14 protein-coding genes are annotated in these 16,165 nt (G+C 47.0%); 8 read left to right on the forward strand and 6 right to left on the reverse strand.

Annotated features, from left to right (window positions below):
• Positions 1-25: 25 nt before the first annotated feature.
• Both H7F26_RS11955 and H7F26_RS11960 read right to left on the reverse strand, forming a co-directional pair.
• Positions 26-1,399, reverse strand: a complete 1,374-nt coding sequence (locus H7F26_RS11955; RefSeq protein ID WP_011197716.1) for a hypothetical protein — start codon at positions 1,397-1,399, stop codon at positions 26-28.
• A gap of 108 nt (positions 1,400-1,507) precedes the next feature.
• On the reverse strand, positions 1,508-2,011 hold the full coding sequence (locus H7F26_RS11960) for an antibiotic biosynthesis monooxygenase family protein (RefSeq protein ID WP_011197717.1): 504 nt from the start codon (positions 2,009-2,011) through the stop codon (positions 1,508-1,510).
• A gap of 132 nt (positions 2,012-2,143) precedes the next feature.
• Between H7F26_RS11960 and H7F26_RS11965 the strand changes: the two genes are divergently transcribed.
• The 6 genes from H7F26_RS11965 (at position 2,144) to H7F26_RS11990 (ending at position 10,912) form a co-directional block, all read left to right on the forward strand.
• On the forward strand, positions 2,144-4,282 hold the full coding sequence (locus H7F26_RS11965) for a transglycosylase domain-containing protein (protein WP_011197718.1): 2,139 nt from the start codon (positions 2,144-2,146) through the stop codon (positions 4,280-4,282).
• Positions 4,283-4,407: 125 nt separating this feature from the next.
• Complete coding sequence (gene hemE / locus H7F26_RS11970; RefSeq protein WP_011197719.1) at positions 4,408-5,469, forward strand: uroporphyrinogen decarboxylase; 1,062 nt, start codon at positions 4,408-4,410, stop codon at positions 5,467-5,469.
• A 73-nt stretch (positions 5,470-5,542) separates the two neighbouring features.
• Positions 5,543-6,481, forward strand: a complete 939-nt coding sequence (gene hemH, locus H7F26_RS11975; protein WP_009328940.1) for a ferrochelatase — start codon at positions 5,543-5,545, stop codon at positions 6,479-6,481.
• A gap of 15 nt (positions 6,482-6,496) precedes the next feature.
• Positions 6,497-7,909 (forward strand): protoporphyrinogen oxidase, encoded by a 1,413-nt coding sequence (hemY, locus tag H7F26_RS11980; RefSeq protein ID WP_009328939.1) that lies wholly within the window; start codon positions 6,497-6,499, stop codon positions 7,907-7,909.
• A 196-nt stretch (positions 7,910-8,105) separates the two neighbouring features.
• Positions 8,106-8,678, forward strand: coding sequence for a TetR/AcrR family transcriptional regulator (locus H7F26_RS11985; protein WP_003180287.1), 573 nt, complete (start codon positions 8,106-8,108; stop codon positions 8,676-8,678).
• A gap of 71 nt (positions 8,679-8,749) precedes the next feature.
• Positions 8,750-10,912: a YhgE/Pip domain-containing protein gene (locus tag H7F26_RS11990; protein ID WP_017474238.1), complete on the forward strand. Its 2,163-nt coding sequence runs from the start codon at positions 8,750-8,752 to the stop codon at positions 10,910-10,912.
• Positions 10,913-10,967: 55 nt separating this feature from the next.
• Here the strand turns inward: H7F26_RS11990 and H7F26_RS11995 are convergent, their stop codons facing one another.
• A complete protein-coding gene (locus tag H7F26_RS11995) occupies positions 10,968-11,963 on the reverse strand; it encodes a ketoacyl-ACP synthase III (RefSeq protein WP_011197721.1) in 996 nt (331 codons plus the stop codon).
• A 106-nt stretch (positions 11,964-12,069) separates the two neighbouring features.
• On the opposite strand from H7F26_RS11995, the gene H7F26_RS12000 reads away from it, so the two are divergent.
• Positions 12,070-13,107 carry a M42 family metallopeptidase gene (locus H7F26_RS12000; protein ID WP_009328935.1) on the forward strand — a complete coding sequence of 346 codons (1,038 nt, stop codon included), beginning with the start codon at positions 12,070-12,072 and terminating at the stop codon, positions 13,105-13,107.
• A 78-nt stretch (positions 13,108-13,185) separates the two neighbouring features.
• Here the strand turns inward: H7F26_RS12000 and H7F26_RS12005 are convergent, their stop codons facing one another.
• The 3 genes from H7F26_RS12005 to yhfH all read right to left on the reverse strand — a co-directional run bounded on the left by H7F26_RS12005 (position 13,186) and on the right by yhfH (position 15,272).
• On the reverse strand, positions 13,186-13,383 hold the full coding sequence (locus tag H7F26_RS12005) for a hypothetical protein (protein ID WP_009328934.1): 198 nt from the start codon (positions 13,381-13,383) through the stop codon (positions 13,186-13,188).
• A gap of 161 nt (positions 13,384-13,544) precedes the next feature.
• Complete coding sequence (locus tag H7F26_RS12010) at positions 13,545-14,831, reverse strand: glutamate/proton symporter GltT (protein ID WP_011197722.1); 1,287 nt, start codon at positions 14,829-14,831, stop codon at positions 13,545-13,547.
• 306 nt (positions 14,832-15,137) lie between these two features.
• A complete protein-coding gene (yhfH, locus tag H7F26_RS12015) occupies positions 15,138-15,272 on the reverse strand; it encodes a protein YhfH (protein ID WP_009328932.1) in 135 nt (44 codons plus the stop codon).
• 156 nt (positions 15,273-15,428) lie between these two features.
• Here yhfH and H7F26_RS12020 point away from each other — a divergent pair, with 156 nt between their 5' ends.
• Positions 15,429-16,163, forward strand: a complete 735-nt coding sequence (locus H7F26_RS12020; protein ID WP_003180305.1) for an MBL fold metallo-hydrolase — start codon at positions 15,429-15,431, stop codon at positions 16,161-16,163.
• The last annotated feature ends 2 nt before the right edge of the window (positions 16,164-16,165 follow it).

The raw sequence follows: 16,165 nt of genomic DNA on the forward strand, positions 1-16,165 counted from the left end.
GCTGTTCAACCTTGCTGTCCCGTATTTATAGAAGAAAAATGGCGGCAATCGTTGTGACGGTTAATCCGGCAGCTACAGGAATAAAGTTTTTTCTGGCAAGATCGAACGGGTCAACTTTGCAAATCGCTGCAACTGGAATGAGCGCCCATGGCACAAGCGTACCGCCGCCGACCCAAATGGCTGAGATTTGGCCGAGCGCAGTCAGAACGGCTGGATTGCTGTCAACCGCCGCAGCAAACATCGAAGCGGCTGATCCTGCGAGAGAAATCCCCGAAAATCCGGATCCGTCAAGACCGGTCACCGCTCCTGTGACAGTGAGCGCAACAGCGGCGATTTCCGGAGAGAGCGGAACGCTGTGGGCAAAGGCCGAGCCGAGGTCCTGCACGATCCTATTAGAAAAACCGGGAATCTCTGCTGTCAGTACTTTTTCAAAACCCGCATCGCCCAAGTAAAAAAAGGCGGCGATTGGAATGACGGGGGCAAACACTTTAAAGCCAAACTGAAATCCGCTAATGAAATAGCCGGTGATTTTCTCAAGACGCCGGTGTTTGTGGACGATAAAATGAATGAGAATCATGACGAAGACTGCCGTTCCTCCGACAAGCGCCGTCGCTTCGTCCCCCTGCAGTTCCAATATCAGCATCGCGGCGATATCTCCTAAAAAAATGACCGGAATCAACAGCGCGAGCCATTTTCTGGAGGTCTGGGGAAGAAGCCACTCAGGCTCGCTTTGCAGCTGCTTACTGGCCGCTGCTCTATTGCCTTTCTCTTTCCGGAGCATCAAAAAGGCTGCCCCCGTTGTCGAAAAGCCCATGATCAAGACGAGCGGAACGCTTGCAGACATCACTTCCGCAACGGGCAGCCCGGCTGCATCTCCGGTCAATTTAGGCGCTGCCTGGATGATGTAATCGCCTGATAAAGCGAAACCGTGGCCGAATAAATTCATGGCGCACGCTACCGCCATCGGGGAGAGGCCGGCTTTCAGCGCGGCGGGCAGGAGGACGGCGCCGACCAATGCGACAGCCGGGGAGGGCCAAAAAAATGAAGAAATGATAAACATTAAAGCTCCGGTGATCCAGTAGGCCAAGACAGGGCCTTTCATCCATTTGGCGATCGGAGTGACCATTGCTTCATTGACGCCGGTCTTTACCAGCAGCTCACTCATCGAAACGGTAAAGCAGATGATGAAAATAGTCGGAAGAAGTTCCCCGGCGGCGTAGATTAAGCTGTTAAACATGCCCATCACAGACGCCATGACTGAATGGGTCGCGGCTAATGAGATGAAAAAAATCCCGACAAGCGATATAAAGGTGGTATCAAGACGAAGTAGCATAAATGCGAGAATAGCTGCAATAAAGCCCAAATATAAAAAGTGAACGGACGTTAATTCAATTTCCATTTTCCGATCCCCCCTTTAAACATAACCTCATACAGCGTATTCCTGGGCTGTCAGAGTGTGAAGGAAGGGCTCATTTCCTCGGAAATAAAAAAACTGCCTAAAAGGCAGTTATTCGACAGAATGATACGAAGAAATATAGGATGGGCGGGAAAAAATCGTTCCGCCTTGGTTGATTCCTGCGGAAGATTCCTTCTTTTGGTGGGCTTCGCTGAACGACTTGGAGTTTTTCCAGTCTTGAAATGACTGTTCTCTGTCCCACAGTGTCAATACGATATACGTATCGCTGTCTTTCGGCCTCAGCACCCTGAGGGCTTTAAAGCCGGGCTGATTTTCGATTTTTCCGGCTCTGTTTTTAAAACGGGCTTCGAAAAGCGGCCTTCCTTCCGGTGTGACAGGGATGTTGTTGAGGACGGTGAATCCGGAATGTTCCAAAGATCCCGACTGATCGATGATTTCGTAGCGGTGAGGAGAATGAAAGACGCTTTCTCCGTCGGTTTCGTGAAAGAGAATGGCGGAATCGTGGCTTTTCATAAATAACATGTTTTCAAGACCGTGCTGTTTGGCGAGCTTTTTTAAAAAATCGACAGTTCCGTATGTAATGTAAAAATTCAATTTTATCACCCCTTTTTTGATAGTATAACAAAAGGACGATTTAAAATTCTATCCATTACCCGCTATAAATGCTGCAACATAATTTGAAGAAAAAATTCCCATACTAGCTATAGAAAGGAATGAGGTGACCATATGAGAAAGAGATTTTTCATTCCAATCATCATTACAGCGGCGATATTCCTTTTATCGTTAATCGGATATATTACGATTTTGTTCCTGGGGGATTATGTGATTGATGAAAAGAAACTGATTTTCCATGCTTCTTCTAAAATCGTCGACCATAATGGAGAAGAAGTCGCAAGCCTCTATACCGAAAACAGAAGGCCTGTTTCAATTGCCGAGGTGCCGGACAATGTAAAAAATGCCTTTATCGCGGTTGAAGACAAGCGCTTTTATGAGCACCACGGCATCGATTTTAAATCGGTTAGCCGTGCGGTCTATAAAGATATATTAGCAGGAGGAAAAGTGGAAGGGGGAAGCACGATCACCCAGCAGCTCGCAAAAAACACTTTTTTGACAAATGACAAAACGTTTTTAAGAAAAACGAAAGAAGTCATTATCGCTATCAATTTGGAGCGGGATTACAGCAAAGACAAGCTTTTGGAAATGTATTTGAACCAGCTATATTTCGGGCACGGCGTCTATGGAATCCAGGCGGCGGCAAACTACTTTTTTAACAAAGATGTGAAAGACTTGACGGTCAGTGAGGGAGCGGTGCTGGCTTCCATTCCTAAAGCGCCTTCAACGTATTCGCCCATTCTCAATCCGGAAAAAAGCCGGGAGCGGCGCAATGTCATTCTCGGCATGATGAACGAGCAGGGATATATCAGCTCAAAGGAAACCGTCAGGGCCCAAGGCAGCACATTGGGGCTCCATGTGAAAGAAAAATCAAAAAATCCGTGGCTTGACAGCTATATTGATCTTGTCATGAAAGAAGCGGAAGACAAATATTCGATATCGAGCGAACAGCTTCTCCAAGGCGGATACACGATCAGTGTTCCGCTCGATGTTTCGATTCAAAAAGCGGCCTACACGCTGATGAAGCAGGACGGCTATTTTCCCGGCACAGACAACAAAGCTGAAGGGAGCGCCGTTTTTATCGATAACAGGACAGGCGGCGTAGTAGCCGCTCTCGGGGGACGGGAATATGCTCCAAAAGGCTATAACAGGGCCACCGCCCAGCGCCAGCCGGGTTCGACGTTTAAACCGCTTGCCGTATACGGCCCCGCTCTTGAAGAAAAGCTGTTCAAGCCGTATTCGATGCTCGAGGATAAACAGCTGTCATACGGCGGCTACTCGCCTAAAAACTATGACGGCCAATACGCGGGCAAGGTCTCGATGGTGGATGCGCTGACATACAGCAAAAACGCGCCTGCTGTATGGACGTTAAATGAGATCGGAATCGAAACGGTGAAGCCTTATCTCAGCCGTATGGGCATGAACGTGCCGGATGAAGGGCTGGCATTGGGGCTAGGCGGTCTGGAAAAAGGGGTGTCGCCGCTCGAGCTTGCCGGGGCATACCGGACATTCGCAAATTCAGGACAATACACCGAGCCGTTTTTTATTAAAAAAATCACCGATGAAAACGGGGATGTCATGTTCCGCCACGAGGAAAAATCGGAAAAGGTTTTCAGCAAACAAACAGCGTGGAACATGACGCGGATGCTGGAGGAGGTCGTGAAAAGCGGAACGGGAAAGGCCGGTGATTTTTCCGGGGAGATTGCAGGAAAAACGGGTTCGACCACGTATACCGGAAAAGAGGGCGGAACTAAAGACGCCTGGTTTGCGGGGTATACGCCCGAAGTGACGGGAGCTGTCTGGATGGGATACGATAAAACGGATGAGTCCCATTATTTAAAAGGCGGCAGCGCTTATCCGACAAGGCTGTTTAAAGACATTTTAAAACGCACCAACCATAAGCCTGAACGGTTTAAGGCGCCTGAAGGGGTAAAAGATCTGGACAGGCCGATACGCCTCGAAGACCTGGAAAGCGTTAAAGCAGACTATTCCTTTACGCCGATGGGGCTGATTACGGTGTCATTAAAATGGCATGAACAAGAGGATAAAAGGGTTGAATACCGAATATATGAAAGGAAAAACGGAAAAGAAACGCTGATTGATACGGTTAAGGGAAAAGGAAGCTTTTCAATCCCTTATGCAAACATCTTTTCCGATGCTTCCTACAAAATTGTTCCATACAATCCGCAGACGAAAACAGAGGGAAAAGGGACTGATTATGTTGAACCGAAAGTGTTTCCTTCGGGTCATTAGATACCCGAAATTCATCAATTTCTTGAACAATAAGTCTCATGAGTATACCGTTCAATAAAAAAACGGTATATTGGAAGGAGTAATTTTGCGAACGTATGGTTGCAGCTTGAAAGGTGGATATCATGATGAAAAACGACAAGGCTTTTAATGACACATTCTTAAAAGCATGCCGAGGAGAAAAGGCCGCCCATGTACCGGTATGGTACATGAGGCAGGCCGGAAGATCACAGCCTGAGTACAGAGCGCTCAAGGAAAAGTACGGTCTGTTTGAAATTACGCATCAGCCCGAATTGTGCGCTTATGTGACAAGGCTGCCCGTCGAACAGTACGATGTCGATGCGGCGATACTTTATAAAGACATAATGACACCGCTTCCAGGTATTGGCGTTGACGTCGAAATTAAAAACGGGATCGGCCCTGTCATCGATCAGCCGATTACATCTCTCGCAGATGTTGAAAAACTCGGCGAACTCGATCCGCAAGAGCATATTCCATATGTGCTGGAGACGATCAGGCTGTTGACGGAAGAACAGCTGAACGTTCCGCTGATCGGTTTTACAGGGGCGCCCTTTACATTGGCCAGCTATATGATCGAAGGCGGCCCGTCCAAAAACTACAATAAAACAAAAGCGTTTATGTACAGCCAGCCTGCTGCATGGGATCTTTTGATGAAAAAGCTCGGGAAGATGGCGGCTGTATACGTTAAAGCTCAAATCCGCGCCGGCGCCAAAGCCATCCAGGTGTTCGATTCCTGGGTCGGCGCGCTGAACGCCGGTGATTACTGCCGCTACATCAAACCGACGATGGACGTTCTTTTCAAAGAGTTGAAAAAAGAAGACGTGCCGCTGATTATGTTCGGGGTCGGCGCAAGCCACCTCGCGACTGAATGGCACGATCTTGACCTCGACGTCGTCGGGCTGGATTGGCGGATGAGCGTACAGGAAGCCAGGGATAAAGGGCTGACAAAAACGCTCCAGGGAAATTTGGATCCTTCGATCCTGCTTGCCCCGTGGGAAGTCATCGAAGAAAGGACGAAAGCCATTCTCGATCAGGGCATGCAGACGGACCGGTTTATTTTCAACCTCGGACACGGGATCTTTCCAGAAGTGAGTCCCGACACACTGAAAAAATTGACGGCATTTGTTCATGAGTATTCCGCCTCAAAAAAATCGAGCCTGATCACATGAGCATTTCAGTTGGTCTTTTCAATATAAACTGTCAAAATACGTATAGATCATGATCTTTAAAGAGGTGTTCACGTTGGGTAAAAAGAAAATGGGGCTTCTTGTCATGGCATATGGGACGCCGTACAAAGAGGAAGACATTGAACGTTATTATACACATATCAGAAGAGGCAGAAAGCCTGAGCCTGACATGCTTCAGGACTTAAAAGACCGCTATAAGGCGATCGGAGGAATTTCTCCGCTTGCAAAGATCACGCAGGAGCAGACGAAGCAGCTGGAAAAACGCTTAAACGAGCTTCAGGATGATGTGGTGTTCAAGGCATATATCGGTCTCAAACATATCGAACCTTTCATTGAGGATGCCGTTCGGGAGATGCATAAAGACGGGATTACAGAAGCCGTCAGCATCGTGCTCGCGCCCCATTTCTCCACCTTTAGCGTACAGTCGTACAACAAGCGGGCGAAAGACGAGGCTGAAAAGCTCGGCGAATTGTCGATCACATCGATCAACAGCTGGTATGATGAGCCGAAATTTATCGCTTATTGGGCGGATCAGGTGAGAAAAATCTATGACGAAATGCCTTCGGAAGAGAGGGAAAACGCCGTCTTGATTGTATCGGCGCACAGCCTTCCCGAAAAAATCGTCGAAATGGGTGATCCGTATCCTGAACAGCTTAAAGAATCAGCGAAGCTGATTGCCGAAGCGGCGGGAGTAAAAGATTACGCCGTCGGCTGGCAAAGCGAAGGAAACACCCCTGATCCGTGGCTGGGACCGGATGTTCAGGATTTGACGCGCGACTTGTCAGAGCAAAAAGGGTACAGCGCTTTTGTTTATGCTCCCGTCGGCTTTGTAGCCGACCATTTGGAAGTCCTTTATGACAATGACTATGAGTGCAAAGTCGTCACGGACGATATCGGAGCAAGCTATTACAGACCTGAAATGCCTAACGCTAAACATGAGTTTATCGATGCTTTAGCGGATGTTGTATTAAAACAATTGGAGAAAGAACAGTAAAGAAGGCGATTGTAAATGAGTGGAGAACGCAGGCAGATTGTCATCATCGGCGGCGGTATTACCGGGTTGGCCGCCGCCTTCTACTTGGAGAAGGAAATCAAAAAGAATGATCTCCCGGCCGAAGTCACGCTTGTTGAAGCAAGCCCGAGACTGGGCGGAAAGATGCAGACGGTACACAAAGACGGCTATGTGATTGAACGGGGTCCGGATTCATTTTTGGAACGGAAACAAAGCGCACCTCAGCTCGTGAAGGATCTCGGACTGGAGCATTTGCTTGTGAACAATGCGACTGGCCAGTCTTATGTGCTTGTCAGCGAAACGCTCTATCCGATTCCGGAAGGAGCCGTGATGGGGGTGCCGACAAAAATCGGTCCTTTTCTGACAACCGGCTTGTTTTCCTTGCCGGGGAAGTTGAGAGCCGGAATGGATTTGGTGCTTCCAGCAAGCAAGCCGCAGGAAGACCAATCGCTCGGAGAATTTTTCAGAAGGCGCGTCGGCGGTGAAGTGGTGGAGAACCTGATCGAACCGCTTTTGTCAGGCATTTATGCCGGGGACATCGACCGTCTCAGTCTGATGTCGACTTTCCCGCAGTTCTATCAGACAGAGCAGAAGTACAGAAGCTTGATCATCGGGATGAAAAAATCGCGCGGCGCCCAGAGCGCCGGAAAGCCTGCAAACAAAAAGAAAGGCCAGTTCCAGACGGTGAAAACCGGCCTGCAGACGATAGTTGAAGAATTGGAAAAGCAGCTCGGCATCACAAAGGTTTATAAAGGCACAAAGGTCGTCAGCATTGAGCGTGCGGGCTCGGCTTACAGCATGAAGCTTGACAACGGCAAGGTGCTTCACGCCGATTCGGCCGTGGTCACCGCTCCTCATAAAGCAGCTGCCGCGATGTTTCAAAAAGAGGATTGGCTGAAGGGTTTAGAGGATATGGTGTCAACATCTGTCGCCAATGTGGCGCTCGGATTTCCGGAAGAAGCCGTCCAAATGGAGCATCAAGGCACGGGCTTTGTCATTTCAAGAAACAGCGATTTTTCCATTACGGCGTGTACCTGGACAAACAAAAAATGGCCGAGCACAACGCCTGAAGGAAAAGTCCTGCTAAGGGCTTATGTAGGGAAAGCCGGCGATGAGTCCGTTGTCGAACAGTCAGATAACGAAATGGTGAAAATCGTCCTCGACGATTTAAAACGGATTATGAAGATCGACGGCGAACCGGAAATGACCTGCATCACAAGATGGCATGAAGCGATGCCGCAATACCATGTCGGCCATAAGAAAAGAATTAAAGAAATCAGGGAAGGCTTGGAAGCGTCCTATCCGGGTGTTTTCATTACGGGGGCCTCATTTGAAGGGGTCGGCATCCCTGATTGCATCGACCAAGGCAAGCAGGCCGTCGCCGATGTACTCTCGCACCTTTTCGAATAAAGAAGAGCAAAAAAAGCTGACCGAAACCATTCGGCGGCTTTTTTTATTTTCACTCTTTTTACAGCTTTCATCATTTTAAAGTTTGTTTATGGAAAAGATAACATTTAATCTTTGCATTTTACATTTATATGTGTTACATTACTTTTTGTACTTACTGACCAAAATGTTCAAATAGTCAATTTCGGGGTGAGAAACCGTGAGCAAAGATCGAAAAGCACTGATTTTAGAAGCGGCGACAAAATCGTTTACACAATTCGGCTACAAAGCGACGACGATGGATCTGGTGGCGAAGCTTGCCAATGTCGGCAAAGGTACGATTTATACTTTTTTCAAGAATAAAGAGGAACTGTTCGACGACATTTTTTCTTCGCTTCTGATTGAGATGAAGCAAACGGCTGATCAAGCGATTGATCCTGATCTGCCTTTTCACGAAAATGCCCATCGCGCGATGATGGCGATATTGGAGTACAGAAAGAAGCACCAGCTGACCATTAAGATCTTTCAGGAAGGTGCGGAGCTCGGCACACCGGCGGCCCGCGAAGTGATTGAAAAGCTGGAACGCATGGTCATCAGCTATATTAAGAGAAAGATTAAAGAAGCGATTAAAAATGACGATATTAGACCGTGTGACCCCGAGCTGAACGCGTTTGTCATCTTCAAGCTTTACATCGCGCTCATCTTTGACTGGGAAAAAAACCATGAACCGCTGAAAGATGAAGAGTTGGCAGAGATGCTGAAAATGTATATTTTAAAAGGATTATCTCGTTAGATTGTCCTTTCTTTGTTTAAAGGGGTGCTTATCCGCATAGAGAGCGGCTACTAACTAGGAGGCGTATCAACATGAATGTTTTCAAAAACCAGTGGAGAGAACTGATAACCAATAAAAAACTACTGATATCCGTGATCGGTGTTCTCTTTATACCGCTGATTTACAGCAGCATATTTTTGGCGGCGTACTGGGACCCATACGGAAACGTCGATCAGCTCCCCGTAGCGGTTGTGAATTCCGACAAGGGAACGACATATGAAGGAAAAGACCTTCACATCGGCGACGACCTTGTCAAAGAACTGAAAAAAAACGATAAATTCGACTGGCATTTTACGACGAAGGAAAAAGCGCTGAGAGGCTTGCAAAATGAGGAATACTACATGGTTGTAGAAATTCCTGAAAACTTTTCGAAGGATGCCAGCACGGTGATGGATAAACATCCGAAAAAGCTGAATCTGATTTATCATACAAACGCAGGACGAAACTATGTCGGCGCCCAGATCAGCGATAAAGCGATTGAACAGCTTCAGCATTCAGTAGGTTCTGAAATCACGCAGCAATATGCCGAAGTCATCTTTGACAATTTCGGCAAAATCGCAAAAGGTCTCGGTGAAGCCAGCGAAGGTGCCGGAAAACTGGATAAAGGACTGAAAGATGCGAAAGAAGGAAGCGAAAAGCTGAAAAAGAACCTTGAAAAGCTTGCGAAAAGCCAAATTCAGTTCAACAAAGACGGAATGGAGAAGTTCGGCGCGGCATTCAATACGCTGAACGACAAAATTCATGAACTTGATTCAGGGCTTGCGCAATTTTTGGAAAAAAGCGGCCAGCTGCACAGCGGTGCTCAACAGCTCCAACAAGGCATGCCTCAGATTGTGGCGGGATTGGAGCAGATGAATGAAAAAGCGCAGAAGATAAGCAAACTCGAAGAAGCGATTTCAAATGAAAAAATTCAGCAGCTCGAAACGGCGCTTTCAAATGCCGAAAAAGCGAAAAAAGAAATCAGCCAGATTTCGAAAAATATTGATGAGCTTGAAGCGGCATTGAAAAACCAGCACAGCGAAGTCAAACAAATTATTGAATCCAGCAACATGCTGACACAAGAACAGAAAGCCGCGCTTATGAAACAAGTCGATGAAAAAATGGGAACGGTGAAACTCCCTGAGTTTGACAAGTTGAAAGCGCAAATTCCCGATGTCAGCGAACTTCCCGATTTATCCGGGCTGAAACAGAAGCTTGAGGAATTGAAGCGAGTCCCTTCGGATGTGAATAAACTTTATAAAGGATCGCAGAAGATTCAGCAAGGGCTTGATGCGCTGACAAACGGTTTGGGTGCTTACAACGAAAAATTCGCAGAAGCGAAAAGCGGATCATCCAAAATCGCCGAAGGCAGCCAGACGTTAGTCGGAAAGTTCGGCGATCTGCAAAGCGCGGCCGATAAACTGAAAGACGGTTCTTCCAAACTTGCAGAAGGGGCTAAATCCCTTGATGAAGGTCTTGGCAAGCTGTCTGACGGAAGCGGGGAGCTGTTTGATAAGCTGTCTGACGCTGCCGATCAAACCGGCGATATTCAAGCGGGAGACGAAAACTACAATATGTTCTCAGACCCCGTTGATGTGAAAGGCGATAAAATCGATCCGGTTTCCAACTACGGAACAGGATTAACCCCGTATATCTTGTCGCTCGGCTTATTCGTCGGCGCATTGATGATTACCGTTGTCTTCGATGTGAAAGAGCCGGCTGTCCGGCCCGAATCAGCCTTTGGCTGGTTTATGAGCAAATTCAGCGTGCTTTTTGCAGTGGGAATTCTTCAAGCGGCGATTGCATGCACGATCATTCTCTGGGGCATCGGGCTTGAAGTGCAAAGCGTCTGGAGATTCTATCTGTTCAGTATAATCATGAGCATTACATGTCTTGCGATCATTCAGTTTTTGGCTGCGACAATGGGAAATCCGGGACGATTCATTGCCGTCATTCTGCTCGTGCTTCAGCTTGGAGGAAGCGGAGGAACATTTCCTCTTGCACTTGTCCCTAAGTTCTTCCAGGTCATCCATTCTGCACTGCCGATGACCTACAGCATTGCCGGATACAGAGCGGTGATTTCAAGCGGAGACTACGCGTATATGTGGGAACAGGCTGCCGTGCTCGGCGGTGTTGCGATCGTCATGATGGCTCTGACGCTGATTTATTTTAAAGTGCTGCTGAAAAAAGGAAAAATTGAAGAGCAGCATGCATAAAAGAAAAACATCTTTTCAAGCCCGGCAAGGGCAAGAAAAGATGTTTTTTTTGATATTAGGAAGCTGGCGCGCCCCATTTTACAATCAGGCCCGTATATGTAAGACCCCCGCCAAAACCGAACAGAATCAAGGTGTCGCCTTTTTTCAGCTTTCCGTTTTTGACGGCTTCATCAAGGGCGAGAACGATTGATGCGGATGAGGTGTTGCCAAACCATTCGACGCTCGTCAGCGCTTTTTCGGCTGGAATTTCGGTTTTTTCGCAAATCGATTCGATCATTCGCAGATTCGCGCTGTGCGGGACGAACCAATCGATATCTTTCAGCTCCATTTCAGCTTGGGCAAGCAGTTTTTTGACGCCTTCAGGAACGGACCTGACCGCCCACTTATACACTTCGCGGCCGTTTTGAACCATTTTCCCTTCACCTGAAAGCGGCTCTCCTTTAAGGTCGCTTCGCAAGCCGGTTCTGTATAAATGGCGGGCTCCGTCACCTTTCGTGTCCTGGGCAAAAGTAATAAAGCTTGGGTCTTTGTCGTCCCGTTCGACAAGCAGGGCGCCTGCGCCGTCTCCGAACAAAATGCAAGACGTGCGGTCTGTATAGTCGGTTGTTTTTGATAAGGTTTCCCCGCTGATCACAAGAATTTTTCTATGCAGTCCGGAAGTGATGAGGCCGTTGGCCATATGCAATCCGTACGCTAATCCTGCGCAGGTCGCATTTACATCGACCGCGCCCACTTCGTTCCATCCGAAGTGTTCCTGAACCTGGCATGCCGTGCTTGGAAAAGCGTAATCCGCCGTTGTGGTAGAGACGATGATCATGTCAATATCGTCAAGCGTGCCGCTGTATCTGTTTTTTAGATCTTCAACCGCCTTTATGCAAAGATCTGATGTGAATTCGTGACTCCCGGCGATTCGCCTTTCTTTCATTCCTGTCCGCTGAATGATCCATTCATCAGAAGTATCAACGATCTTTTCAAACTCTTTGTTTGTCATGCGCTTTTCGGGAACATAGGTGCCGATGGCGGAAATTCGCGCTTTTGATAAAGTTTTCATGAAATTCACTCTCCTTTTTCTTATTATATCACCTAGTATTAGTATCTGGTACTAAAATGTTGATATGAGGTATACTATAACCATTACAAGTTGGGAGGAATGAACCATGTCAGGACAGAAAACGATGGAGCTCATCAAGGAGCTCGTCTCCATCCCGAGCCCTACCGGAAATACGTATGACATTATAGACTATATCAACCGCCTTTTAGAGAAAGAAGGAGTTGAAACAAGGCATAACCGTAAAGGCGGCCTGATCGCGACGATACCGGGCTCTGACAAATCCCGGCACAGGATGCTGACCGCTCATGTCGATACCCTCGGAGCTATGGTGAAAGAGATTAAACCGAACGGAAGGCTGAAAATTGATTTAATCGGGGGCTTCAATTACAACTCGATTGAAGGCGAGTATTGCAACATTGAAACAGCATCTGGGAAAACTTACACCGGCACCATCTTAATGCATCAGACATCAGTGCATGTATACAAAGACGCCGGAAAAGCCGAGCGGAACCAGAAAAATATGGAGGTCCGCATTGACGAACCGGTCAATAGTGAAGAAGAAACCCGGGCGCTCGGCATCAATGTCGGCGATTTTATCTCCTTCGATCCGCGCGTTGAAATCACGCCGAGCGGGTTTATCAAATCGCGTCATCTCGACGATAAAGCAAGCGTCGCCCTCCTCATCGAGCTGATCAGAACCATCAACACAGAAGGGATGACACTGCCTTATACGACGCACTTTTTAATTTCCAACAATGAAGAAATCGGTTATGGCGGCAACTCCAACATCCCGCCTGAAACGGTGGAATATTTGGCTGTTGATATGGGAGCGATCGGCGATGGACAGTCAACAGATGAATATACGGTATCCATTTGTGTAAAGGATGCCAGCGGCCCATATCACTACGGGCTTCGAAAGCGCCTGACAGCCCTTTGTGAAGCACATGGAATCGATTATAAGCTTGATATTTACCCATACTACGGTTCAGATGCTTCAGCGGCCGTCAAAGCGGGCCATGATATCGTCCACGGGCTGATCGGCCCGGGAATTGACGCATCCCATGCGTTTGAAAGGACGCATCAATCGTCCTTGGAGCAGACGGCAAAGCTGCTGTATCACTATGTTCAGTCTGACATGGCATAAAAAAGCTCCCAAAGGACCCCGGTCCCTTGGGAGTAAAAAAAGAGTGGAAGTCATCCATCCGTAAAGGATGGCGTTTACTTACCAGTAATCATAGTGTTTTTTCTTTTTGCAGTGATCAAAGTGGTCAAACTTCTTGTAGTCATAGTCATAATCATACTTCTTAAAGCATGGATAATAGTAGTAATAATAGTAGTAGTAGTATTTCTTGCAGTCATGGTCTTTCTTGTGGTAATCATAGTCATAATCTTTCTTGCAATGGTCATGGTAAAAATACATTAAACTTCCCTCCAATTTTCTTTTCTAATTTAACTACAGTACATCGTATGTAAACAAAAGGAAGTTGTTTGGACAGGTTGCTTGAGAAATTCGTATATTTTTTTAAAAAAACGTATGTCTTCCCGGGATGGAAAACATACGTTTTTTGATAGAAAAGGGGGTCAGCCGGATACTTCTATATCTGCCGGCTCCCGTTGATTTAAGACGTTCTGCCCTTTAACGGCGTCATATTCACCTTCCCATTTTGACATGACCACAGCGGCGAGAGCGTTTCCGGTCAAGTTGACGACCGTTCTCGCCATGTCCATAATCCGGTCGACTCCGGCAATGAAGGCCAGCCCTTCAGCAGGAACGCCGATCGTGCCCAAAGTCGCAAGAAGAACGACGAAAGATGTGCCGGGAACGGCAGCCATACCTTTAGAAGTGACCATCAGAACAAGGATTAACGTGAGCTGCTGTCCAATGGATAGATCGATGCCGTAGACCTGCGCCAGAAACAGCGCCGCGATCGCTTGATACAGGACAGAGCCGTCAAGGTTAAATGTATAGCCGATCGGAATGACAAACGACACGATGCCTTTCGGACAGCCGATTTTCTCCATCTTTTCCATGACGCGCGGAAGCACGGTTTCAGAGCTTGATGTACTGTACGCAAGAAGAAGCTCATCTTTCAAAAAAGCCAAAAATTTAAATATATTGATACCGCAAAGCTTGCCGACGATCCCAAAGATAACGATCAAGAAGAAAGCAAGAGCCAGGTAGACAAGTAAAACGAGCTTTCCCAATGATAAAAGCGAAGAAAAACCAAATTTTGAAACCGTCACGCCAATTAAAGCAAAAACGCCGAACGGCGCGAATTTCATAACGATGTTGACGACGTGGAACATGGCTTGAGACGTTGCCTCGAAAAAGGAGAGCACAGGCTTGCCTTTTTCGCCTATGGCAGACACCCCGAGTGCGAACAGAACAGTGAAGCAAATGATCGCAAGCAGATCGCCTTCAGCGAGCGACTGGAAAAAGTTTGTCGGCACAATGTGCAGGAACGTGTCTGCGACAGATTTGGTGCTTGCTTCTTTTTCTGTTTCTACATATTGGCTGATATCCTGTTTTTCAGCACCAGAAAAGTTTACGCCGTGCCCAGGCTGAATGATGTTTCCGAGGAGAAGTCCGAGCACAATCGCAAAAGTCGTAATGATTTCAAAGTAAAGGATCGTCCGAAAGCCGAGCCTGCCGACCTTTTTGCCGCTGCCGGCCCCCGCAACCCCGACAATCAAGCTTGAAACGACAATAGGAATCACAATCATTTTGATTAATCTTAAGAACAAATCGCCGACGGGCTGCAGATACGTTGCAACCGCAGGATTTCCGAACCAAATCGCTCCTGCTGCAACACCTAAAATCAGCCCGAGGAAAATTTGTGTGGCTAATCCGAATTTAAGTCTTTTCATAGATGCCCTCCCAACGCATACTTAATTTTATACTAGAATATTAAACTGAGATCGTAAATTAAGTATAGCGAAAGAAAAAGCAGCTCGTCCATTAAAAAAATAACGTCTGAATATATTGAAAATTCGAATATGAGATGATTATCCCAGCTTAAATTCAAATCGGGACAATCATCGGTGTATATTTTCCTAAGTGAAATAGTAAAATGTTATTAAAATAATGAATTTTGACAAGAATCTCTCTCTTTATAACTAACTTTATGACAAAAAAAAGCCCCGGGGAATCCGCCGGGGCCTTTCTAGTGAAGTCTATATATCTTTTACTTTTAAGCATTTAGAGCAGGTGTTTCCGTAGCATTCGTGCTGCTCATCAATATCGTGGCCGCACACTGAACATTTTTTGGAAGGCAAATTTCTGAAGAACTCGGTGATTTTAGCGAGCATGTTGATTCCCCCAATTCGTTTGTTGCAATCATTGTATTATAACAGAGACCGGAAAATCAATGTCTGTTTTATGACAAAATATAAAACATGCAATTTTTAAGAAAAATGGGTATATTGAATAGGGGGACGATAGACACGAAAAAGAGGTGTGTATACATGAAGGTGACAGTCATCGGCTGCTGCGGAGGATTTCCGGCTGCAAATGAAGCGACTTCAGGCTATCTCTTTCAATCCGGGGACTATTCCGTTTTAATCGACTGCGGCAGTGCCGTTTTATCCAAACTTCAGCTGTTTCTGCCCGTTGAGGAGCTAGATGCCGTTATATTATCCCATTATCATCATGACCATATTGCGGATGTCGGCCCTTTGCAATTTGCCAAACTGGTCGGCTCATTCCTCGGCAAGGGAGCGGATGCCCTTCCGATATATGGACATCCTTTTGATGAAGAGCAGTTTTCAAAGCTTACATATAAAACGCATACCGCTGGATTGGCGTATGATCCGACACAGCCTTTGGCTATCGGACCGTTTACGTTCACGTTTTTAAAAACGGTTCACCCTGTTGACTGCTTTGCCATGAGGGTGACGGACGGTGTTCATTCTGTCGTTTATACGGCCGACTCGAGCTTTCAGGAAGCCTTTATTCCGTTCAGCGAAGGAGCCGATCTCTTGATCTCAGAGTGCAACTTTTATGCGGATCAGGATGGGAGGAGCGCCGGTCATATGAACAGTCTTGAAGCGGGGCGGATCGCTGCGGAAGCGGGTGCCGGGCAGCTTCTCTTGACACACCTCCCGCATTTCGGGGAACACCAAAAACTGATAGAAGAGGCCCAAACCGTTTATAAAGGTGCGGTTGTTCTGGCGCACACCGGTTATGTGTGGGGAGAATAGAA

It is taken from the genome of Bacillus sp. PAMC28748, assembly GCF_014250415.1.
In the GTDB taxonomy this organism is placed as follows: domain Bacteria; phylum Bacillota; class Bacilli; order Bacillales; family Bacillaceae; genus Bacillus; species Bacillus licheniformis.

Excerpts from the sequence above, each read along its gene's own strand:
- H7F26_RS12010 (WP_011197722.1), bottom strand. The coding sequence starts at position 14,831 with ATGAAAAGACTTAAATTCGGATTAGCCACACAAATTTTCCTCGGGCTG.
- yhfH (WP_009328932.1), bottom strand. The coding sequence starts at position 15,272 with ATGCTCGCTAAAATCACCGAGTTCTTCAGAAATTTGCCTTCCAAAAAA.
- H7F26_RS11995 (WP_011197721.1), bottom strand. The coding sequence starts at position 11,963 with ATGAAAACTTTATCAAAAGCGCGAATTTCCGCCATCGGCACCTATGTT.
- hemY (WP_009328939.1), top strand. The coding sequence starts at position 6,497 with ATGAGTGGAGAACGCAGGCAGATTGTCATCATCGGCGGCGGTATTACC.
- H7F26_RS11990 (WP_017474238.1), top strand. The coding sequence starts at position 8,750 with ATGAATGTTTTCAAAAACCAGTGGAGAGAACTGATAACCAATAAAAAA.
- H7F26_RS12005 (WP_009328934.1), bottom strand. The coding sequence starts at position 13,383 with ATGTATTTTTACCATGACCATTGCAAGAAAGATTATGACTATGATTAC.
- H7F26_RS12000 (WP_009328935.1), top strand. The coding sequence starts at position 12,070 with ATGTCAGGACAGAAAACGATGGAGCTCATCAAGGAGCTCGTCTCCATC.
- hemE (WP_011197719.1), top strand. The coding sequence starts at position 4,408 with ATGAAAAACGACAAGGCTTTTAATGACACATTCTTAAAAGCATGCCGA.
- H7F26_RS11955 (WP_011197716.1), bottom strand. The coding sequence starts at position 1,399 with ATGGAAATTGAATTAACGTCCGTTCACTTTTTATATTTGGGCTTTATT.
- H7F26_RS12020 (WP_003180305.1), top strand. The coding sequence starts at position 15,429 with ATGAAGGTGACAGTCATCGGCTGCTGCGGAGGATTTCCGGCTGCAAAT.
- H7F26_RS11965 (WP_011197718.1), top strand. The coding sequence starts at position 2,144 with ATGAGAAAGAGATTTTTCATTCCAATCATCATTACAGCGGCGATATTC.